This window comes from Kroppenstedtia guangzhouensis, from assembly GCF_014637345.1.
GTDB classification, from domain to species: domain Bacteria; phylum Bacillota; class Bacilli; order Thermoactinomycetales; family DSM-45169; genus Kroppenstedtia; species Kroppenstedtia guangzhouensis.
Window position 1 is genome coordinate 48,552 of record NZ_BMEX01000003.1, and the last position, 20,642, is coordinate 69,193.

The following is a 20,642-nucleotide window of genomic DNA, read 5'->3' on the forward strand; positions in this document are numbered from 1 at the left end:
CACTGTATTCAAGTAAAGTTAGCAGTATGATAACACAAGGAGCCGCTTCGGAAAAAGGGCGATTTGTTTTGATCCCTTAGAGGTTTGTTATGCAAACTTGTCTGAATATCTGGATCTTGAGGAAACAAATAAACCGGACAGCACCGCCGTCCGGTTTATTTGTTTTATTTTCCTGGCACGGGAACGACCGGGATAGGTCCCTCCACTCCTTTCCCTTTGCCTTCACTATTGTAGTAAAAATAGTTATCAGGGACCTCCCCAGGAAGGATGATCGAATGAAAAGGATATTGATAATCGATCTTCATCCCGCTGTCGTGATTTGCCGGAATCACAATATCCATTTCATTGGTAACCTTTAAATAGAGCGTCACTTGAACCGTATTGATCCCCTTTGCTTCCATTCTGGGTACCAAATCAACTTTTGTGGCACCCTTGGGCCAAATTTTCAGGGGAATCTCAGGACCCACATCGGACAACAAACTGCTTTGAAATATCGCTCCCAAAGGAATTCCGTAGTCTCTCCGTCCCAATTTTCTCAGTTCACTCTCAATCTTTTGACTTGCAATCGCATAAACCCTTGCTGAAATTTCCGGACTCACGTCGACGTATTCAAGGGCTCCCCCCTCTGCCTTTTTCAGAACCATCAGCTTTCCCAAATCAGGTCCCAAAGCGGTCCGTGTTTCATGAATCCCTTTCGTCACCGCTTCCTGGGAGATATTTTTCACCCTGGCTTTTGCCAGCTTGATTAACGTCGTCTCCGCTTGTTGATTTAACACATAGACCGCTCCAATAACAATGATGAGTGCAGCGATCAAAATCCAGTGGCGTTTTTTTCGCGGACCACGAAGGCGCTTGTACTTGGTAAACACATTTTCACCTCATTACCTTCATGAACCTGAAACAGTGGATGGACCCGACTGATTTCATCTTATGTCCCAGTTCCGGATCCAAGACCCCGATGGAAATAACCCAACATATATAAAAAGCCACCGGCTATCTAAGAAGCCGGTGGCTTTCGGGGTTTAATAGATCCAGCGATGGATCAATTTATCATAGGAAGAGAGTTCATCTCCTCCAAACCAAAGCTGGATTTCCCGTTGGGCACTTTCCGGTGAGTCGGATCCGTGAACGATATTTTTGCCCACGGTCAGGCCGAAATCACCACGAATCGTTCCCGGTGCCGCCTCCGAGGGTTTCGTTTTCCCCATCATATGGCGAGCAGTCGCGATCACATCTTCACCAGCCCACACCATGGCAAACACCGGACCGGAAGTGATAAAGTCGACCAGTTCCCCAAAAAAAGGCTTCTCCTTATGTTCAGCATAATGTTCTTCGGCCAATTCTCGGGAGACGGTCATCAATTTCCCGCCCACCATCTGAAACCCTTTTTTTTCAAAGCGGGCAACGATTTCCCCCACCAATCCCCGTTGAACTCCGTCAGGTTTCACCATGATAAAAGTTTGTTCCATATGAACCTGCCTCCATCTCACTATGTAGAAAAGCGGACACAGGTCTCCCAACACTGGAAGACCCGAAAACCCACCGAAATTTTAACAAAACGAAAAGAGTAAATCAAACCTAATAGGAACGACCTGCCACAAACTCAGCGATCAGACGCAAAGATTCCCTGGTGTCCCCTGCAGGCAATCCCTCTAACACCCGGAGGGCTTTGTCCAGATACCGGCGGGCCAATCCTTCAGCATAAGTGATCCCATCTGATTGACGAACCCGCTGGAGAATATAGGGAAGCGCTTTTTCATCCCCCCGGCTTCGGAGATATTGGAGAATTTGTTCCCTATCCTCCTCCGGACCCTTTTTCAATATATAAATCACAGGCAGGGTGATGTTTCCTTGGCGAAGGTCGCTGCCGGCGGGCTTGCCCAGTGTCCGTTCATCTCCCGTCAGATCCAGGATGTCATCGGTGATCTGAAATGCCATACCCACAAAATATCCGTACAGGCGCAAGCGGCGAACATCAGCCGGTGCCGCGCCACAGACCAATGCCCCAAGCTCGCAACTGACAGACATCAAAAGGGCGGTTTTCCGTTTTATGCGGTGCAGGTAGCGGATAAGCGACGGATCCGTCTCAAAGAAATCCCGGATCTGCTCAATTTCCCCCCTGCACATCTGATACATGGCCGGGGACAGAACGCGATGGATCTTTGGGTCGCTGATCCGACTCACAATGGTCAGGGAGCGGCCCAAAATATAATCCCCGGTGTACATCGCCACTCGGTTATCCCATTTTGCCTTCACTGTGGGCCGGCCCCGCCGGGTGGAAGCGTCGTCAATCACGTCATCATGAACCAGGGTGGCCATATGGATCAATTCCAGAGGAACCGCCACCTGCTTCAGCTTGTCCACATCATATCTGCCGAATTTTCCCGACAACAAAACGAAAACCGGCCGCATTCGTTTGCCTCCGGCTTCCAACAGGTGGGCCGCTGACCGGTTCAAATCCCGGTGATCCGTCTGGATCGACTTTTCAAGCTCCCGCTCCACTTCCCGCAGGTCTTGTTTCAGGCTGTTGTAGATATCCGCTAGCTTCATTCCATTTCACCCTGTTTGAAAAAGACTTACTCTCCGGCCAATCCAAGCCTTGCACAACATACGGCGAGAGCTCAAGATTTGACCGTTCCGATGTGCAACGCGGCAATCCCTCCTGTCAGCGGATAAACCTCCACCCGCTCAAAACATCCCTCTTCCTCCATGATATGTGCCAGCTCTCGATAATCAGGAAATTCCACAAGGGACTCAGGAAGCCATTTGTATTGTTCGTAGCGATTGGCAAACAGTTTGCCCAACAGCGGAAGAATCCGCTGGAAATACAAGTAGTATACAACGCGGAAGGGAGCCCATGTCGGTTTTGATAACTCCAGAGAGACAACTTGGCCTCCCGGCTTCACCACCCGCGCCATCTCCCGAATCACTTGGCGGTAATCGGGAACATTCCGCAAAGCAAACCCGATGGTGGCGTGATCAAACCGACCATCCTCCAAGGGCAGATTCATCGCATCTCCGTGGATCAATTCCACCTGTGTCCCCAGTTTGCGATTCGAGATCTTCTTTTCCCCCACTCTGAGCATGTTTTGACTGAAATCCAGGCCAATCACCTTTCCCACCTGAGAGGCTTCGGCCAAGGCAATCGTCCAATCACATGTTCCGCAACAGACATCCACCGCCGTGTCTCCGGGCCTTACCCTCATTTTTTTCATTGCAAACTTTCTCCAGTTTTTATGACGGCGAAAACTGAGGAGGGTGTTCATCCGGTCATAATCTTTGGCAATGCTCTCAAACACCTGATGAACAAACTGCGACTTGTTTTTCTTATGATGGCTGTGATCAACACCATTCAATGTTTCAACCCTCCATCACCGGAGACTCACTCCACAAGGGAGGGATCGTCTCCCGGATCAGATCAATCAGATCATGTCGGACATCCAATGGACGGACCTCTCTGACTTGTTGCAAGGTCTCCACGAACAGGGGACGAAGCGCCTCTTCGGGAAACCGCATCGCCAATTCAGCGACCGGTCGGGGCGGAGAGGACCAAAAGATCATCAGCAACAGATTTTCTGCCAGTGGATCCCAGGGATTTTCCGAAGAATCATCACAAAAAAAACGGGATAAGTGCGTCACTAATCCCCCACAGATCCTACGTGCCGGCCGGATGAAAACAGACCAGGAAACCTGGGATTGATCCTGAAGTCCATAAAGTTCCATCTTTGCTTCATTGATTTCGGAGATTGCTTGGGACAGTCGATGGATTCCATCGATTTCGCCCCGTTCAGACAGGTTTTTGTAGAAAAGACTGCTCATATAATCCCCCGCCAGCACAGCCAGTTGGCGGGCTCGCATCTTCCCTGTTCCTGTCTCCCGATTGTTGGTCACAGTTTCATGGATCTCCAAGCCCATTTGCAGCAGGGTTGCAGTGACACAGTACAGCCGGATCCGTTCCTTGGAAAGTGAAAGGGAGCGCAACATGGAATGGAGAACCCGCACGAAAGAGACCGGCACTTCCGGGCGGCGGATGTGGCGGTCCATGAAGGAATGGCGGGTTTGGCATTCAATTTCCGCAACGATCCAGTTCAATTCATCTGAGAATATGGTCATCAAGACACGCCCCCCCGCTGAAACTGTCCAACACAATCCTTATCTTATAACTGAGTCCATGACCTAATAATACCAAAGTTTCACCGACCTGGCGAGAGGGCAGCAGTTCTCCCCCGAACCTGCTCAACCTCATTCACCCCAGGGTCCCTTCAAGCGAAACATCTGTCTCAGGTACTCCTTTGCCGTCAATTCCTTCATCCTTTTCATTTCGGGATCCGCAGCCAGATCAGATCGGGTCGCGTATACAGTTAGCAAAGGTTGATCCGCTCCAAGCACAGACAGCGTGACGGATTCTACGTTACTTGTGTGAACCAGTGCACCCCGGATCATGTGAAGAGTTCCTTGATAGACGGATTCCCGAGGGCCGCCCGCTCTCTTTAATCGCAACCGAAGATCTCCCCTCTCCAGATCCGCATGAATCACACGGAGACCTTCCGGTTGTCCTGAGAGAAAATCTGCCAGTGTCTCTTCCGTGAGAACCTTTTGTTTTGTCGGACCGAAGGCGGGAACTCCTTCCCCTTCCCCGGCCTTTTCCCCCAAGGCTGGCAAGAGTGATAACAATGCCGCCGCCATCAGGGAAACAAACACCGAGGCGAACAGCCGCCGGGCCAATCCGTTCAATGCAGGCCCCCTCCTTCCGCTTTCTGTCATCATTGTATGGTGAAAGGAGGAGAACATGCTGATGAAATTATTCATCCACCTCTGTGTCCACCGTTCCAAAGGGGGTGATCACCTGGGCTTTTCCCCGGATTTTTACAGCTGACGTGTGTTCAGTGAACTGAGCCACCATCACTTCACCTTTATCCAGTTTCTCCGAATGGTGAAAACGAGTGTCTTTCCCCCGGGTCAGACCGATCACATTGACTCCACTTTCTTTAGCCTTGACTACAAAGAAATCCCCGTTTTGTCCCGCCATGGAAATCCTCCTTTCAAATTGACCGCATAACGGAAAAGGCCCTCCAAGCTTGGAGAGCCTTTTGGTTCTGGTCGGGCTAGCCGGATTTGAACCGACGACCTCTTGCGCCCCATGCAAGCGCGCTACCAAGCTGCGCCATAGCCCGACATATTCCCGATGTGGTCGCCCGTTTAACTTGAAGCGACAATACTTATTGTATCTGGATCCGGGATACCTGTCAAGGGGTTATGTCGGGTTTTATGATATTTATTTTCCGAATCCAATCAGACTGAAGGCCTCGGCACGGGCAGCGGAATTTTTTTCAAATATTCCCCTGACAGCAGAGGTCACCGTCCGGGAACCGGGCTTCTTGATACCGCGCATCGTCATACACATGTGTTCCGCTTCCACCACCACGATCACTCCATGGGGTTGGAGGGTTTTTTCCATGGAATCCGCCACTGTGTATGTGATCCGCTCCTGCAGCTGAGGACGACGGGCCACTGTGTCCACAGCACGGGCCAATTTGCTCAATCCCGTGATCCGGCCACTTTTTGGAATATATCCGACATGCGCCTTTCCAAAAAAAGGAACCAAATGATGCTCACATAAGGAAAAGAAGGGGATATCCTTCACCAACACCAGTTCTTCGTGATCTTCACCGAAAACAGTGGAGAAATACTCATCTGGATCTTCCCCCATCCCGGAAAAGATCTCCTCATACATCCTGGCCACCCTTGCCGGAGTCTCCTTTAAACCCTCACGATCAGGATCTTCCCCCACTGCTTCCAGGATCATCCTCACCGCCCGCTGTATCTTTTCATGATTCACTCCCATATCCTGTGTCGCCTCCCTCTGGCAGATCTTTTCCTTTGTTGGAAATGCGGATCCGCAGGAATTTCATGGCTTGGCACTCCTCCGGGATAAAAAACAAAGGCCCCGAAGGGCCTGTGGGCACAAAACGTGAGAGGGTCCTCTTCCACACCCGACTGTACCCGGGTCCGTAGGCTTTACCTCGTGTCACCCCAGGTGAGGAGTATGTACCCGTCCTTGCGTCAGTGGTTCACATCGTCTTTCAACGCCTTACCCGGTTTGAAAGCGGGCACTTTACTGGCGGGAATATCGATTTCCTTGCCGGTCTGCGGGTTGCGGCCTTTACGGGCGGCGCGTTCACGCACTTCAAAGTTTCCGAACCCGATCAGCTGCACTTTCTCCCCTGCTTTCAGTGCTTCCGTGATCGTGTCGAGAACGGCGTCTACAGCTTGAGTTGCATCCTTCTTGGTCATGTTCGTTTTTTCGGCAACTTGAGAAATCAGTTCTGTCTTGTTCACAACCCTCACCTCCTCTCCGGATGTGTTGGTTTAACTTCAATGTTTCACTGTTCCTGTCCGACTTATACAGTCCCCGGAACTCGCCTGAAGGGACAAACCTATAGTAATACAGAAAACCGGTGAATATCAAGTGTTTGAAGCATCCCCGGTTAAAAAAAAGAAATCGGTCCTTTTTTCTATTTGGTGATAGCCAAATGGAATAAAAATATCCCCTTCAGGGGACATCGGGCTTTACAGAAAGAGGACTGAACTAGGTTTTAACAGCTCTCTTTATCTACAAACAAAAAAAAAGCTTGTTCTGACATCCCAAAGGGGATTTGAACCAAGCTCCTATCATGATACCTGCGCATGACATGCCTCCTGTGAACCCATCCCCATCCCAAAGTTGGACGTGTCTTTTATAAGATGATGGCGATAAGCCCACCTGAGCCTTCATTGATAATTCTCTCCAAAGTTTCCTGCAGTTTATAACGGGCATTCTCCGGCATCATGGACAATTTCGCCTGAATTCCTTCTCGTACGATTGAATGAAGGGACCGACCAAAAATATCTGACTCCCAGATGCTCAAAGGATCCGACTCAAAATCCCGCATCAGATAATTGACCAATTCTTCACTCTGCCGTTCGGACCCGATAATCGGCGCAAACTCCGAATGGACATTCACCCGGATCATATGGATGGACGGAGCGGACGCCCTCAACCGAACGCCGTAGCGGGGTCCTTGTTTGATCAACTCAGGCTCATCCAGAGCCATCTCTTCCAACGTCGGTGCCGCCACCCCATACCCGGTCGTTCGAACCATTTGAATCGCGTCGGACACTTTGTCATACTCCCGTTTGGCCTTGGAAAATTCCTGCATCAGCTGAAGGAGGTGATCTTTTCCCTGAATCGAAACCCCCACCACTTCTGTCAGGATCCGATCATACAATTCATCCGATGCATACAGGTCGATCTCCGCAACTCCCTGACCCATATCCATCCCGGAAAGAGCCGCCCGTTCAATAAATTCGTATTCAGTAAATTGTCCCACCACCTGATCCACATCCCGCAGGCGGCGTATATCCTGAACCGTTTCCCGGACCGCAGTTTCAAAATCCTTGCGCAGCCAATGATCCTCGTCCAAAACCATGACCCAGCTGGGCAAGTTGACATTCACTTCGTGAACCGGGAATTCATACAGGACTTCTTTCAGAACCGAGTAAACCTCTTCTTCACCCATAGTGGCCACACTGATGGCCAGTACGGGAATATCGTATTTTTCCACCAGGTCTTCCCGTAATTGCTGCACCTCTTCGCTGTATGGACGCGTGGAGTTGAGGACCAGAATGAAGGGTTTCCCAACCTCCTTCATCTCTTCGACGATCCGTTCTTCCACCTCTTCATAGTCGTGACGCGGAATATCGGTGATGGAACCGTCGGTGGTCACTACCACACCCAGAGTGGAATGTTCCTGGATCACCTTTCGGGTTCCGATCTCCGCTGCTTCCTGAAAAGGAATCGGTTCATCGTACCACGGGGTGTTAATCATCCGGGGACCGGCCTCATCTTCATACCCCCGGGCCCCGTTGATCGCATATCCGACACAGTCCACCAAGCGGACATTGATATCGATTCCTTCAGTGACATGCAATTGGACAGCCTGATTGGGAACAAACTTGGGCTCGATGGTAGTGATCGTCTTCCCCGCTCCACTCTGTGGCAACTCATCGGTGGCTCGGGCCCGGTCTGCCTCGTCACTGATGTTGGGGATGACCACCTGCTCCATAAACCGCTTGATAAAGGTGGATTTTCCGGTGCGCACCGCACCGACGACACCCAGGTAAATATCGCCCCCTGTTCGTTCCGCAATATCTTTGAAGATATCGACTTTCTTCACGAAAACCCCTCCCTCGAAAGTTCCGACTCCCACGGACGTGCTGTCGGCGCGAAGGCGAACCGCCTCCTTTATCTTGATCCGATGGATTTGGACACTATAAATATATGAGGCGAGGGGCCGGTTATGAACCTTCCCCGACAAAAAACCGAGGACTGTCCACTCAGACAGTCCTTCTTGGGGAACGGGCTTGTTCATCCGATGAATTCTCCCGGCCAACCATTCTGACCCGAAAGCCGGTCACCTTGACTGCAGAGAGCCTTCCCAGCAGAAAGATCGCCGGAATGGCAATCAAATGCAGCAAAAGATTTTCCATCACTCCCAAGAGGGATCCCCCGCTTTCCATTTTGGAGACTTGTCCATTTCATATGTGCGGGGGACCGATTTTATTCTTCCTTCAACACGGGATCCCCGTTCTTCCACTCCATCGGAAGGGAGTGGGCGGGGACAAATAGCGAGTCCCGGTACAAAATCTCCCTGAGATCCTGCCCTTTGTCCGGCTTTTGATCGGATTCTTCCAGCAGCCTCATCACATCTTTTCGATAATCCAAATACACCGTCCCTTTGCTGTTAAGCACCGGAGAAAGAGTGAGCTCGGAATGGTAGGGACTCGGAAGGGTGACCGGATCCGTCTTCAATTCCCGATAATCCACATCATAAATCCCTTCTCCCTGCTGTGATCCCTTGGGCAGCTTTCCGTGCCGTTCCTTGTATACATCCACCCGGCCCTGCAACTCTCGCAACTTTTCCGTCACTCTGAGATCCAGAACACGAACCTCTGGATTTTTCCCGGGATCCACCACAACAAATACAAAATGGCCCCCTTTTTGGAAGGAGTTGGACGGAATATTCGAGAGATAGGAACTCATTTTGGAAAAATCGAGAATGTACTTCTGGTACAAAGTGGGACCCTGGGGAGGTTTGAGGGGCAAGACATTATTGTGCTCTTTCCTGTATTGGTCCACAGCCATCTGTACCTCTTTCACTTCCCGGGGCAGATCTTTCGCGATACGCTGATCAAACTCATCGGTCCGCATGCAACCGGTCAGCAGGATCAGCACTGCCACCAACCAAGCAGACGTCAATTTCCATCGGTTCATCTGGCTTCCTCCCGTCCATGGTGATCACATCAACGCCCGAAATCCGAAAAGGAAGGCCGGGACCAGAAGCAGGACGGCGAAAACAGACAACAAAATCCGGATCCATCCCGTACCCAACTGACGGGTCCATGAAATCGTGAAATTGGCAATCAACAGCAACACAATGCTGATCATGGCATCCAAGTCAATCATCTTCCTTCTTCAGCATGTATTCAAACACCAGTATAGCAAAGTCCACAGGCGCCCACCAATCCACCGGGCTTCCGTCCAATCCCTTCCAGGTCATTGGCATAGGATAGAGAGACAAATGCCCGAAGTGGAGGAGATCTTCCATGCAAAAAAAAGCCTTGCAAACCAACCGGACCAACAGTCCCCCCAGACGTCGCCGGCCCCGGCAACAGAAACGTCTTCCCCCCAGGGAGACCCCGTCGGACTCTGCCTCAAACGGTCTGACCAAATTGATTACCGGATTTTACACATTTCGAACCACCTTGAAAGAATTCAGCGAATCCTTGCAACGGATGGAGAAAATCATGGATAACGCCTATCAGATGTTTGAAATGGCCACCCAATTCATGAATCAGAAACAATCCATCCCGGGACGCCCCCCTTTGCGTTTAGTACAGCCCAGACGGGAGGAGGAAGAGGAGGACGAAGAAGTGATTCCCCGTCTTAACCTGCCTTCGCTGGATGGCAATCCGGATTCCGATACCCCCTCATCCTCTCCTCCATTCCAGAATTTTGATTTCACCCAACTTCTCAAAATCCTTCAACTTCCCTTTGTCAGACGTTTGATGTCCGACTTGATGCAGGCGGGCCCCAGACAGAAGGGAACACCCCGCAAACGGAAACAGGGGTGACGCCTGCAGGCGCACCCCTGTTTTTCCGGTTTGGTCGCCCAAGCATCCACTGGTCCCTGTTCCCCCTGGCAAGAGCCGCATTGTTGCACAGCAGCCAAACCGGATGTACTAACAACGTATGTGGGAGTTTGACGCTTTGCAACGAATCATGGATACATTAGGCGGTCGGGCCTGACGAACCTCGCATCATCTCTTCCATCTCATCCGTCTTTCCCCGGGCCATCAAATCTTCCACTGCCTTTCGGGGTGGTTTTCCTTCAAAAAGGACCGCATGAAGTTCCTGGGTGATCGGCATCTCCACTTGATATCTTCGGGCAAGCTCCCGGGCCGCTTGGGTCGTTTTGATCCCTTCCACCACCATTCCCATCCGTTTCAGCACTTCCTCCATCCCCAGGCCACGGCTAAGCAGATGGCCCGCCCGCCAGTTCCGGCTGTGACGGCTCGTACAAGTGACCACCAAATCACCTACACCTGACAGCCCAGCGAAAGTGATCGGTTTGGCTCCCATCGCCATACCCAGGCGCGCCATTTCCGCCAGTCCACGGGTGATCAATGCTGCTTTCGCATTATCCCCAAAACCGAGCCCATCGGAAAGTCCCGCACCCAAAGCGATAATGTTTTTCAGAGAACCGCCCACCTCAGTTCCGATCACATCGGGATGAGTGTAAACCCTTAAGTAGGAATTGATCAATAATCCTTGTGCCTCTTTAGCGACAGAAGAATTATTGGATGCCACCACCACCGTCGTGGGAGATTTCCGGATCACCTCCTCTGCGTGACTCGGACCGGACAACACAGCGATCCGTTCCGCCGCCATGGGCAACTCCTCCTCCAGCACCACGGACATGCGCTTCAGGGATCCTAGTTCAAACCCTTTGGCCGCATGTAACACCAGTGTATCCTTTCCCAATCGGGGAGCCATACTCCGGGCCACCACCCTCATCGATTGGGAGGGAACCACCACCATCACCAGATCTTTACCCGTCACCGCCTCCTCCATGGAATCCGTGGCCTGAAGTGTTTCCGACAATCGGACTTCCGGCAGATATTTGCTGTTACTATGATTTTGAGTGATCTCCTCCGCAAGTTTCCTTTTGCGGGCCCACAGCGTCACATCGAGGCCGTTCTCGACCAATACCGAAGCGAGAACGGTTCCCCAACTGCCTGCACCGAGTACAGCCGCACTTTTTTTGGTCATAAAAACCCTTCCCTCCGCTCTAACTCCGTTGTTCTCCGGCTGATCCCAGTTTGCTCTCCGTTCCTTTGAGAAGGCGCCTGATATTGGTGCTGTGTCGGATAAAGGCCATCAAGGTGATCACCAGACTGAGATACACATAGGAAGCGGGATAATCCAAAAAGGCAATTATCAGAGGCAAACCGGCGGCAAAAATTAAAGAGCCGAGGGATACGTAACGGGTAAGAAGAATAACAAAAATAGCCGCCACTCCAGAGATCAACGCCGCCGCCAAGGTGAGCAGAGCTGTGACACCGATGGTGGTCGCAATCCCTTTTCCCCCCCGAAAACCGAGAAAGACAGGCCAGTTATGCCCGATTATTGCCGCCACTCCTGCCGCCATCATCAGCGTCGGATGATCAGTCACTGCAGCAGCCAGTCCCACAGCAGCCATCCCTTTCAAGGCATCCAGGATAAAAACCGCAGCGGCAGGCCCTTTGCCGACCACTCGTAACATGTTGGTCGCACCGGCATTGCCACTGCCGTACCGACGGATGTCAAACCCCTTCATAAAACGGGTGATCCAATAGCTGAAACTGATCGAGCCGATTAAATATGAGACAAGCAAGATCCATACGAATGTCCCCATCCTCCTCCCCCTCTCTTGTTTAGATCTCTTTTTTCTTTTGGCGCAAAAGAATCCGGATCGGGGTTCCGATAAAACCAAAAGCCTCCCGCAGCTGATTCTCCAAATATCGTTGATAAGTAAAATGAACCCGTTCCGGATCGTTGACAAACAGCACGAAAACCGGCGGCTTCACAGATACCTGTGTTCCGTAGTACACCTTGGTTCGCTTACCGTTCACCGTGGGAGGCGGAGTCGACATAATTGCATCCTGTAACACCTGATTGAGAACAGAAGTGGACACGCGCATGGCATGCTGCTCGGCCACTTCTTTTACCACCGGCAAGGTTTTCGTCACTCGTTGCCCGGTCTTTGCCGATGTAAAGAGGATGGGGGCGTAATCCATGAAAGCAAATTCTTGGCGGACTTCCCCGATCATGTTATTCATCGTTTGATCGTCTTTATCCACCGCATCCCATTTGTTTACAACTAAAACCGCCCCTCTTCCCGCATCGTGGGCGATCCCGGCCACCCGTTTATCCTGTTCGGTCACCCCTTCCGTCCCGTCCAACACGATCAACACGACATCGGATCGTTCAATCGCTTTCAACGCTCTCAGAACACTGTATTTTTCCGTGCTTTCGTACACCTTTCCCCGCTTTCGCATCCCGGCCGTATCAATAATGACATAATCCTGCCCCTCATGAGTGAAAGGAGTGTCCACGGCATCCCGAGTGGTACCTGCGATGGGACTCACAATCACCCGCTCCTCCCCAAGGATCCGGTTGACCAGCGAGGATTTTCCCACATTGGGACGGCCGATGATGGAAACACGGATGGTATCACTGTCATATTCTTGCTCTTTCCCATCCGGTAGACGATCCACCACCGCATCCAACAGATCTCCCGTCCCCGTTCCATGAAGGGAAGAGATACCGATCGGTTCATCAAAGCCCAATTGGTAAAACTCGTAGACGTTCTGATGATGTTTTACATCGTCTAGTTTGTTGACGGCTAGAACTACCGGTTTATTGGAACGATGCAAAACATGGGAAACCTCTTCATCTGTGGAGGTCACCCCATCATTCCCATCCACCACGAACAGGATCACATCCGCCTCTTCGATCGCCAATTCGGCCTGATGGCGAACATGTTCCACCACTTCATCTTTTTTTCCGAATTCTAAACCGCCGGTGTCGATCACATGAAAATGACGTCCCGACCAATCGCCGCGACTGTATATCCGATCCCGCGTGATCCCCGGTCTGTCCTCTACAATCGCTATCCGTTCTCCGGCGATCCGGTTGAACAGTGTGGACTTTCCCACGTTGGGGCGGCCCACGATGGCTACAATTGGCAAACTCATGGGTCTGAATTCCTCTCCTCCATATTCCAACCGCAGATCCCCGCCACGAAAGGCATCACATCCCGGCGGCGGATTATCAGTTAGATTCTAACACAGAAGGACCTTTTTCGCCCATACCCACGAAGCGATGTGCTCCATCTGAACTGGCGTGGATTTCACCGACCCCTCAGGTCCTTCGAAACTGGCGAACCCAAGCCATCATAAAACGTATCGCATAATGGGAAACCAAGATGGCGGCCCATGTAATCCAAAAAACATCCAAAGCTGACGGCGCCCCAAACACGACTGGATTCAATTCCTTCCTGTGCAAGATCAATGTCATCCACTCCGCCATCCACAGTCCCCCGGCAGCCACGATCAGTCGGATATGAAGCTGACGGGAAGTGAAGAGTGCCATCCCCCCAGCAACCCCGGTTCCCAAAACACGGAAACCGCTTTCGCTGATCGCTGGAACCCACCAATACAACTCATGAAGAAGAAACAGGATGGAGCCTGCAAGGGAAACAGCGGGAACCCAATCCGTCATCATAACCCGCTTCATCCTTATCAATCGGATCAGAAAGGGCAGTAACAACAACATCCCTCCCTGAATCTTCAAGACTTCCCCGACCGGAACTTCCACTCTCAGCAACGATGTTACAGCCAACAACCCGAGGACCAGCCCCGGTCTGCTCCATTTCAGTTGCTGCTCCAACCCCGGAAACCAACCGGTCTGAATCAATACCGCTATTGATAGGGACGACAGTAATGCCAATGTACCGTCAACCACGGGCAACTCCCTCCGAAAGAACCCCGTTTCACGGTAGTATGTCTGTTTCCTCTTTGGTTCAGCCAAAAAAGCCCCCGGACATGGCCGGAGGCTTTTTACAATTACTTCAATCGGCGGAGTTGATCACCGAAAACATCACCCAGGGTCACATTCATCCCGCTGTTGTTACGGTCCAAATTTTTCATTTCCTCGCGGGTTTCTTCCTGTTCCACCTCTTTGATGCTGAGGCTGATGCGTTTTTGTTCCGGTTGCATATCCAATACTTTTACCCGGACTTCCTGTCCCTCTTCCAGCTCCTCAGAAGGAGTGGCGATATGGCGCCGGGAAATCTGGGAGATATGAACCAGACCCTCCACTCCCTCATACACTTCCACAAAGGCACCAAAGGAGACCAGCCGCTTCACTGTACCCGTCACAATATCCCCGGTCTTGATCTCTTCGGAGACTTTCTCCCAGGGACCCGGTTGGGTCTCTTTGATACTGAGGCTGATGCGCTCGTTTTGTTGATCCACTTTGAGGACTTTCACCTGAACCTGATCCCCTTCGGAAATCACTTCAGAAGGATGTTCCACCCGGTTCCAGGCCAGTTCGGAAACATGGACCAGACCGTCGACTCCACCGATATCCACAAAAGCACCGAAATCGGTCAACCGTTGAACTGTACCTTCCATCACCTGACCCGGTTCCAAGCTCGCCAGGATTTCCTGTTTCCGTTGCTCAGCTTCTTCATCAAGAACCGCCTTGCGGGACAGAATCAGTTTGTTCTTGGCCGGATCGATTTCAATCACTTTAAGGGGCAGAGTGCGTCCTTTATAGTCGGAGAAATCCTCGACGTAATGGCGTTCAACCAGCGAAGCGGGAATAAATCCGCGAACTCCGAGGTCCACCACCAGACCGCCTTTGACCACATCGGCAACTTCCGCTTCCAGGGTTTCGCCGCTTTCGTATTTTTGTTGCAGCTCTTCCCAGGCACGATCTGCATCCACCGCTTTTTTGGAAAGTACCAGCTTGTCTTCCTCATCGTTGATCCGGAGCACTTTCACTTCCACCTCGTCCCCTTCTGACAGGACATCGGAAGCTTTATCCACATGCAGACTGGACAGTTCCGAGATCGGGACCACACCGTCAAACTTGTAGTTGACATCCACCAAGACCTGATGATCTTCAACCTTGGTAACTTTCCCCTTGACGATATCTCCGCGGTTCAACGGAGTCACCTCTGCCATTTCAGATTTCATTTCTTCCACCATGACGACAACCTCCTCATTTACCTGCGACAGAATAACCTGATTTATGATCTCCCCGGGAGTGGAGAGATGAACAATGAAATTAAGAAAGCCAGCCCCTTAATTTCATTAATCCTGTGATTGTGGCACCACTCAAAATCAAAATGCCCGCTAGGGCCGTAAGGCCTCCCAGCCATCCGATTCTCAGCCCTGTAAACAGAAGAGTGAGACCGGTAAAGACGAGGAAAGCGGAAAAGAGGAAGCGGCGGGAGCGACGCCGGATCTCCCTGATGTGGATTCCATGGTCTCTGCCCCGTTTTACAATAAAGTTGCGGAAATAGAGGACTCCCGCAAAAAACAAGACCAACGGAAACAACCATTTCATGACAGTTCACGACTTTCTCCAAGGAGAGTGTTGATCTCTCCCATGATCCGGTCGGTCACATCTTTCAAAGTTTGGGATGTCCATTTTTTCCCCCGGTACTCACTCAGATCCAATGGCGGACCAAAGATGATCGTAACCTTCCGGAACAGCCGGTATGGACCGACAATCGCTGCCGGAACCACTTCGGCCTCTCCCTTGAGGGCGATGAAAGAAGCTCCGGTATGGGCTTCACCGAGTTTCCCCGTCTTGGAACGGGTTCCCTCCGGAAACACTCCCAGGACTTCCCCCTGTTTCAGAATCGACAAAGCTTTTTTTAAAGCCCTTTTGTCCGCGGATCCACGTTGCACCGGAAAAGCCCCGAATTTGCGGATCAGAGAGGAGAAGACGGGGATCCGGAACAACTCCTCCTTGGCCATGAACCGGATGGGACGACGCATGGCCGAGCCCAAGAGTGGTGGATCCAGATTGCTGATATGGTTGCAACAAACCACAGTCCCTCCCCGCTCGGGGATATGTTCCTGGCCGCGAACTTCCCAGCGATAGAAAACTGTAAAAAAGATGCGGAAAAATACCCAAAAGCTTTTATACCACAACTTACTCACCGCCGCCCACGCGGGATTTACAAAGGTTGAGGATGGATTGGACCACTTCTTCGACCGATAACCCTGTGGTATCCACATGAACGGCATCCTCAGCCGGGCGTAAGGGAGCATGCTCTCGGTTCCGGTCCTTCTCATCCCGATTCCGAATTTCTTCCTTGAGTTGTTCCGGGTCCACTTCATATCCCCGTCGAACCAACTCCAGGTGGCGACGTTGGGCCCGTTCTTCGATGGAGGCAGTCAAGAAAACCTTCACATCGGCATTCGGCAACACTTGCGTACCAATATCGCGGCCATCCATCACCACCCCTCCCTGACGGGCTATCACCCGCTGTTTATCTGTCAATATCTTCCGAACCCCCGCCTGGCCGGCAATCCGGGAAACTTCGGAGGTGACTTCAGGTGTCCGAATCGCCTCTGTCACCCTCTCTCCATCCACCCAAACATCGACTTCACCTTTTCCGGCTGTCAGTTGCAGGTCGGTTTCCCGGGCCAGTCGTGAGACAGAAGCTTCATCTTCTGGATCTTCATTTTCTTTCAGGATTTTCCAAGTGATCGCCCGATACATGGCGCCGGTATCCACATAGGTCAACCCCAGCTCGGCCGCCACTCTCCGTGCCACTGTACTCTTACCGGCACCGGCGGGACCATCGATCGCTACAGATAGACAAGTCATGCCAGATCCTCCTGACAAAAACATAAAGAGCAGGGCATGGCCTGCTCAGCGGATGAACGGTATTTGATTCATCTCGAGTTGGATGATGATTTCCCCTCGGAAACCTTGGCCAGCGACATACCACGAACCCTTGGGGTTCGCTATGTATTCCTTTGTTTGAATTCTTTATAAGGATACCACAAACATATAAAGCTTGCAACGACTGAAACCATTTTTTCAGGCGATTTTGTCAAAATATCAGGCCGGCTTGGCTGCCGGCCTGTGTCCATTTCAAAGTTCCTTCGTATCGGCCTTTTTGACCTTCTGAACAAACTCTTCATCACCGGTGTCCGCATTGATGAATATACGATACTCACTTTTTCCCAATTGTCCCAGAAACTCATGGCACAGCACTTCTTTCCCCTTCTCCCCAAAGATCACTGCTGGATGCGACTCCTTCACCTTCATCCGGGGACTGGCGTATTTTCGAGCTTGAGCTTGGGTCAGACGGGGTTTCAGGTTTCGCTTTTCTTTGTGATTATACACGTAGTTTTCCGCCTGGAACCCAATGATTTCTCCGTTATCCAGAGCCACTTTGACCACAACCGTCTCGGGATAAATCAATACATTCCCCTCTTTCCTGACAAAACTGAAGGAAGCCATGTTCCCCGTTTCATCAAAGGAAGTGGTCTCCATCTCCGGATATCCCAGGCCATCCAGGAACTGAATGGCCTCTCCTTGAGCCCGCTCCAAGCTCAATTTCCGTTTTTTCACCGGGCGGTCATAATTAACCCAGAGAACATGACCACCTTTGGCGGTTACATCGGCATTCACTTCCCTGCCTTTCGGTTTCTTCAATCTGGCACTGTAAGTCTTTACATCCCCCTTCCGGTTGGACACCACTTCAATCCCCTTGGTGTCCGGACGGTTCAGAATATCGGCGATTTTCTCCTTCACATCCTGGGGCGATACCGATTTTCCTGTCAGGTTCACCGGTTGTTTCCGCTGTTCAGCCTCCAGATTGTTAACGGAGGGACCCCAGTCCACCTCGGTATATCCTTCTGAAAGTTTATCCACTTTTTTAAAACCGTCAATGATGGTGTTATTCATCACCTTGTCCTCAGAGGCCATCGCCTGCTCCACATCCATCCAGCGGAGGTTTTTGCTGAGGACATGGGACTGCACTTTCTGCAGGTCTTTTTGGATGGCATTGGAACGTTTGTATAAATCCCTCAGAGTATTATATTCCCTGTCAGTCAAAGGTTTTTTATCCAGATCCCGGACTCCCACCCCGTAACTGAAGTTGCCGATCCGGGCGAGAAAAGATTCCGTTTTGTCAAAGGGCATAATGGACAATGGAAGTTGACCGAGATCGTTTTGGGCGGCAAAACTGAGTCTCCACACGTTGGTCAAAGAATTGGATAACTGTTTGCGCGAATTCAAAGCAAGGGTCTTCCCTAATTCATCCTGCAGTTTGTCCATATGAAAGTTGAGATCATGGAAAGCTTTTTGATACTGGTTCTCTGCTTTAATGAGCAAACTGCTTTTTTCCTGGTTTTCTTTGTATCCCCATACGGCGGTGCCGATCAAGGCTAGTACGGCAACGGGGAACAACACGGCGGCAATCCGTCTGTACACGGCTGAATCACTCCTATCTGCAAAAAATATGTTTCCCGATTTTTTTACTTGCGGACGGGACAGATCCATCCGGAGGCCGCTGCTTCCGGATGGAAATTGTACAAAGTGCCGCTTCCCGCCGGATCCCATCCTCGGATGGCATCCTGTACCGCTTTTTTCGAGTCCTCATTGAATGACAGCCAATATCTGCCCGTCGGCCACGGCGGTAAAGGTTCAGGATTGAAAGATCAAACCGTCCGCTCTCGATCCGGTTCAGAATGACAGCCGCCACCGCCACCTGTCCAATATAGTTCTCCCCCTCCGTGCACGGCATTGGCCATCAATTTGATTTCTTTGGGGGAGAAGGGGCCACTCCCCCGTCTTCTGCTCCGCCCGCAATTCTTCGGTTCCGGTGTGCGGGATGAGTGTCAGCAGAATGACACCGAGGATCAGGGATCTGCGCAAGGGATTAACCCACCGAATCAAATTTCCCATCCCTCCCCTGGATTTCTTCGCAGATAGTTTAAACGCCTCATCCCATCTTTATACAATTAAAAGACCGACCCGTGCAGGTCGGATGACTTACAACCTCTCTGATGAAATCTCAAACCTTGAAGGGCTTCGGTTGTCACAGAGGCATTGTTTAAAACCTGTTTCCACTTTTCCCTTTTTCATACTGCCTTTCAACAAAAAATACTCTCCGCATTCCTTACATCGAATTTTCACCAAATACCGGCGACCGTCCATCGCCTTTCACCCCTCAGACAGGTAGGTTCATCTTCATTATGAACAAAACAGGTGATCGATAATCACCGGCTCTTGTTATAAAATGAAGATCAAGGCCCGTTAATGAACCGGAAAATGGACAGGAAAAGGAAGTCGTCTATTACCTAAGCGACCTTTATACCACAGCATTCCAATTCAGATCGGCTGAAGCCCCTCCTCACCCAAAATATAGTTAATCAACACGCCTGCATCCAAACACCTAAATGAAGATATGTTCATCATCATGTAGCCGCCCCTTCCCAAAAGAGGAGGAAATTCATATGGAGGAGACACCACATGAGACAAATCACGATCATCACCACCGGCGGAACCATCGCCATGGCAGAGGATGAACAGACAGGAGATGTGAAACCCCTGGGTTCCGAAGGTCTGAAAAGAGTTCTTCCCTTGCTCTCCCGCTATGGAGTTCAGGTGAACATGGATCACTTCTGTAACTTGCCCAGTCCCCACATCACCCCCCAGTGGATGCATCGAATCGGTCAACGGGTCATCCATCACCTTTCCAACCCCGACGTCGACGGGGTGGTGATCACTCACGGCACCGATACACTGGAGGAAACTGCCTATTACCTGGATCTGACCCTGCCCGGCGACCTCCCTGTCATAATGACCGGAGCGATGCGCAGCCAGAACGAACTGGGAGCGGACGGCCCCCTCAATCTCGTCAATGCTGTTCGCGTCGCCTCTCACCCCAGAGCCTGCGGAAAGGGAACATTGGTGGTTTTCAACGACGAGATTCACGCCGCCCGGTGGGTCACCAAAACTCACACCAGCAACGTGGCCACCTTCCAATCGCCCTCCCAGGGGCCTGTGGGAACAATCACCAAAAAAGATATTCTCTTTCACCAAACCCTCGACAGAAGACGAGTCTACCCCCTCCTTCCTCCGGTGGAAGGAGTTTACCTTGTCAAAGCGGCAGCAGGCACCGACGACCTGTTGATCCAGGCAGTCTTGCAGGCGAAAGCCCGGGGCTTGGTCGTGGAGGCCCTCGGCCAGGGAAATCTCCCCCCGGCCATGCTTCCTGGTCTGAAAAAAGCAGTTGAATCGGGCATCCCCACTGTCCTCGTTTCCCGTTGTCATCACGGATTTGTTGAGGACACCTATGGTTACGACGGGGGTGGAAAGCAACTCAAAGAATGGGGCATCATCTTTGCCAACGGTTTAAACGGACAAAAAGCGCGGATCCAATTGATGGCCGCGCTTCATGTGAGTCGGGACCCCGCCCGGTTGCAAACTTTTTTCAAGGAATATCCCCACGGCTGACACT

Annotated in this window: 23 protein-coding genes, 1 tRNA gene and 1 pseudogene; 2 read left to right on the top strand and 23 right to left on the bottom strand. The window is 51.4% G+C overall.

Features of this window, described 5'->3' with window-relative positions; translation table 11 throughout:
• Positions 1-164 precede the first annotated feature (164 nt).
• The 14 genes from yunB to IEV46_RS04775 all read right to left on the bottom strand — a co-directional run bounded on the left by yunB (position 165) and on the right by IEV46_RS04775 (position 9,496).
• Positions 165-869, bottom strand: coding sequence for a sporulation protein YunB (gene yunB, locus IEV46_RS04710; RefSeq protein ID WP_188430468.1), 705 nt, complete (start codon positions 867-869; stop codon positions 165-167).
• Between the two features lie 153 nt (positions 870-1,022).
• Complete coding sequence (gene ndk / locus IEV46_RS04715) at positions 1,023-1,469, bottom strand: nucleoside-diphosphate kinase (RefSeq protein ID WP_188430471.1); 447 nt, start codon at positions 1,467-1,469, stop codon at positions 1,023-1,025.
• Between the two features lie 109 nt (positions 1,470-1,578).
• Positions 1,579-2,550 carry a polyprenyl synthetase family protein gene (locus tag IEV46_RS04720; protein ID WP_188430473.1) on the bottom strand — a complete coding sequence of 324 codons (972 nt, stop codon included), beginning with the start codon at positions 2,548-2,550 and terminating at the stop codon, positions 1,579-1,581.
• Positions 2,551-2,621: 71 nt separating this feature from the next.
• The gene (locus IEV46_RS04725) at positions 2,622-3,356 is read right to left on the bottom strand and encodes a demethylmenaquinone methyltransferase (RefSeq protein WP_188430475.1); all 735 of its coding nucleotides are present in this window, start codon (positions 3,354-3,356) and stop codon (positions 2,622-2,624) included.
• A gap of 4 nt (positions 3,357-3,360) precedes the next feature.
• Entirely contained in the window at positions 3,361-4,113 is a 753-nt protein-coding gene (locus tag IEV46_RS04730; RefSeq protein ID WP_188430477.1) for a heptaprenyl diphosphate synthase component 1, read from the bottom strand.
• A gap of 129 nt (positions 4,114-4,242) precedes the next feature.
• Entirely contained in the window at positions 4,243-4,734 is a 492-nt protein-coding gene (locus IEV46_RS04735; RefSeq protein WP_188430479.1) for a hypothetical protein, read from the bottom strand.
• 67 nt (positions 4,735-4,801) lie between these two features.
• Entirely contained in the window at positions 4,802-5,029 is a 228-nt protein-coding gene (gene mtrB / locus IEV46_RS04740) for a trp RNA-binding attenuation protein MtrB (protein WP_188430481.1), read from the bottom strand.
• A gap of 68 nt (positions 5,030-5,097) precedes the next feature.
• Positions 5,098-5,174: transfer RNA gene (locus IEV46_RS04745), tRNA-Pro, on the bottom strand.
• A 101-nt stretch (positions 5,175-5,275) separates the two neighbouring features.
• On the bottom strand, positions 5,276-5,845 hold the full coding sequence (gene folE / locus IEV46_RS04750; protein WP_188430483.1) for a GTP cyclohydrolase I FolE: 570 nt from the start codon (positions 5,843-5,845) through the stop codon (positions 5,276-5,278).
• 218 nt (positions 5,846-6,063) lie between these two features.
• Positions 6,064-6,339 carry a non-specific DNA-binding protein Hbs gene (gene hbs, locus IEV46_RS04755; RefSeq protein WP_040387147.1) on the bottom strand — a complete coding sequence of 92 codons (276 nt, stop codon included), beginning with the start codon at positions 6,337-6,339 and terminating at the stop codon, positions 6,064-6,066.
• 398 nt (positions 6,340-6,737) lie between these two features.
• A complete protein-coding gene (gene spoIVA / locus IEV46_RS04760) occupies positions 6,738-8,216 on the bottom strand; it encodes a stage IV sporulation protein A (protein ID WP_188430486.1) in 1,479 nt (492 codons plus the stop codon).
• Positions 8,217-8,376: 160 nt separating this feature from the next.
• Positions 8,377-8,538 (bottom strand): hypothetical protein, encoded by a 162-nt coding sequence (locus IEV46_RS04765; protein ID WP_188430488.1) that lies wholly within the window; start codon positions 8,536-8,538, stop codon positions 8,377-8,379.
• Between the two features lie 61 nt (positions 8,539-8,599).
• Positions 8,600-9,313, bottom strand: a complete 714-nt coding sequence (locus IEV46_RS04770) for a YphF family lipoprotein (RefSeq protein WP_188430490.1) — start codon at positions 9,311-9,313, stop codon at positions 8,600-8,602.
• Between the two features lie 24 nt (positions 9,314-9,337).
• Positions 9,338-9,496: a hypothetical protein gene (locus IEV46_RS04775; protein ID WP_188430492.1), complete on the bottom strand. Its 159-nt coding sequence runs from the start codon at positions 9,494-9,496 to the stop codon at positions 9,338-9,340.
• A 149-nt stretch (positions 9,497-9,645) separates the two neighbouring features.
• On the opposite strand from IEV46_RS04775, the gene IEV46_RS04780 reads away from it, so the two are divergent.
• Complete coding sequence (locus IEV46_RS04780; RefSeq protein WP_188430493.1) at positions 9,646-10,173, top strand: hypothetical protein; 528 nt, start codon at positions 9,646-9,648, stop codon at positions 10,171-10,173.
• A gap of 157 nt (positions 10,174-10,330) precedes the next feature.
• Here the strand turns inward: IEV46_RS04780 and IEV46_RS04785 are convergent, their stop codons facing one another.
• The 9 genes and pseudogenes from IEV46_RS04785 to IEV46_RS04825 form a co-directional block, all read right to left on the bottom strand.
• Positions 10,331-11,371: an NAD(P)H-dependent glycerol-3-phosphate dehydrogenase gene (locus IEV46_RS04785; protein WP_188430495.1), complete on the bottom strand. Its 1,041-nt coding sequence runs from the start codon at positions 11,369-11,371 to the stop codon at positions 10,331-10,333.
• A 19-nt stretch (positions 11,372-11,390) separates the two neighbouring features.
• The gene (plsY, locus tag IEV46_RS04790) at positions 11,391-11,996 is read right to left on the bottom strand and encodes a glycerol-3-phosphate 1-O-acyltransferase PlsY (protein WP_188430497.1); all 606 of its coding nucleotides are present in this window, start codon (positions 11,994-11,996) and stop codon (positions 11,391-11,393) included.
• 19 nt (positions 11,997-12,015) lie between these two features.
• Complete coding sequence (gene der, locus IEV46_RS04795) at positions 12,016-13,338, bottom strand: ribosome biogenesis GTPase Der (RefSeq protein WP_188430499.1); 1,323 nt, start codon at positions 13,336-13,338, stop codon at positions 12,016-12,018.
• A gap of 166 nt (positions 13,339-13,504) precedes the next feature.
• Entirely contained in the window at positions 13,505-14,173 is a 669-nt protein-coding gene (locus tag IEV46_RS04800; RefSeq protein ID WP_188430501.1) for a hypothetical protein, read from the bottom strand.
• A gap of 35 nt (positions 14,174-14,208) precedes the next feature.
• Positions 14,209-15,357 carry a 30S ribosomal protein S1 gene (gene rpsA, locus IEV46_RS04805; protein WP_188430503.1) on the bottom strand — a complete coding sequence of 383 codons (1,149 nt, stop codon included), beginning with the start codon at positions 15,355-15,357 and terminating at the stop codon, positions 14,209-14,211.
• A 357-nt stretch (positions 15,358-15,714) separates the two neighbouring features.
• Entirely contained in the window at positions 15,715-16,320 is a 606-nt protein-coding gene (locus tag IEV46_RS04810) for a lysophospholipid acyltransferase family protein (RefSeq protein WP_229735910.1), read from the bottom strand.
• Positions 16,313-16,993 carry a (d)CMP kinase gene (gene cmk, locus IEV46_RS04815; protein WP_188430507.1) on the bottom strand — a complete coding sequence of 227 codons (681 nt, stop codon included), beginning with the start codon at positions 16,991-16,993 and terminating at the stop codon, positions 16,313-16,315. The genes IEV46_RS04810 and cmk overlap by 8 nt, the downstream gene beginning before the upstream one ends.
• Positions 16,994-17,263: 270 nt before the next feature.
• The gene (gene ypeB / locus IEV46_RS04820; RefSeq protein WP_188430509.1) at positions 17,264-18,610 is read right to left on the bottom strand and encodes a germination protein YpeB; all 1,347 of its coding nucleotides are present in this window, start codon (positions 18,608-18,610) and stop codon (positions 17,264-17,266) included.
• Between the two features lie 13 nt (positions 18,611-18,623).
• Positions 18,624-18,954 (bottom strand): annotated as a pseudogene (locus tag IEV46_RS04825) (cell wall hydrolase); the annotation flags it as partial.
• 697 nt (positions 18,955-19,651) lie between these two features.
• Between IEV46_RS04825 and IEV46_RS04830 the strand changes: the two are divergent.
• A complete protein-coding gene (locus tag IEV46_RS04830) occupies positions 19,652-20,638 on the top strand; it encodes an asparaginase (RefSeq protein WP_188430511.1) in 987 nt (328 codons plus the stop codon).
• Positions 20,639-20,642 lie beyond the last annotated feature (4 nt).

Bases quoted from the DNA above. Each gene is read 5' to 3' on its own strand.
- ndk (WP_188430471.1), bottom strand. From the start codon at position 1,469: ATGGAACAAACTTTTATCATGGTGAAACCTGACGGAGTTCAACGGGGA.
- IEV46_RS04720 (WP_188430473.1), bottom strand. From the start codon at position 2,550: ATGAAGCTAGCGGATATCTACAACAGCCTGAAACAAGACCTGCGGGAA.
- IEV46_RS04730 (WP_188430477.1), bottom strand. From the start codon at position 4,113: ATGACCATATTCTCAGATGAATTGAACTGGATCGTTGCGGAAATTGAA.
- mtrB (WP_188430481.1), bottom strand. From the start codon at position 5,029: ATGGCGGGACAAAACGGGGATTTCTTTGTAGTCAAGGCTAAAGAAAGT.
- folE (WP_188430483.1), bottom strand. From the start codon at position 5,845: ATGGGAGTGAATCATGAAAAGATACAGCGGGCGGTGAGGATGATCCTG.
- IEV46_RS04770 (WP_188430490.1), bottom strand. From the start codon at position 9,313: ATGAACCGATGGAAATTGACGTCTGCTTGGTTGGTGGCAGTGCTGATC.
- IEV46_RS04780 (WP_188430493.1), top strand. From the start codon at position 9,646: ATGCAAAAAAAAGCCTTGCAAACCAACCGGACCAACAGTCCCCCCAGA.
- IEV46_RS04785 (WP_188430495.1), bottom strand. From the start codon at position 11,371: ATGACCAAAAAAAGTGCGGCTGTACTCGGTGCAGGCAGTTGGGGAACC.
- plsY (WP_188430497.1), bottom strand. From the start codon at position 11,996: ATGGGGACATTCGTATGGATCTTGCTTGTCTCATATTTAATCGGCTCG.
- der (WP_188430499.1), bottom strand. From the start codon at position 13,338: ATGAGTTTGCCAATTGTAGCCATCGTGGGCCGCCCCAACGTGGGAAAG.
- rpsA (WP_188430503.1), bottom strand. From the start codon at position 15,357: ATGGTGGAAGAAATGAAATCTGAAATGGCAGAGGTGACTCCGTTGAAC.
- cmk (WP_188430507.1), bottom strand. From the start codon at position 16,993: ATGACTTGTCTATCTGTAGCGATCGATGGTCCCGCCGGTGCCGGTAAG.
- IEV46_RS04830 (WP_188430511.1), top strand. From the start codon at position 19,652: ATGAGACAAATCACGATCATCACCACCGGCGGAACCATCGCCATGGCA.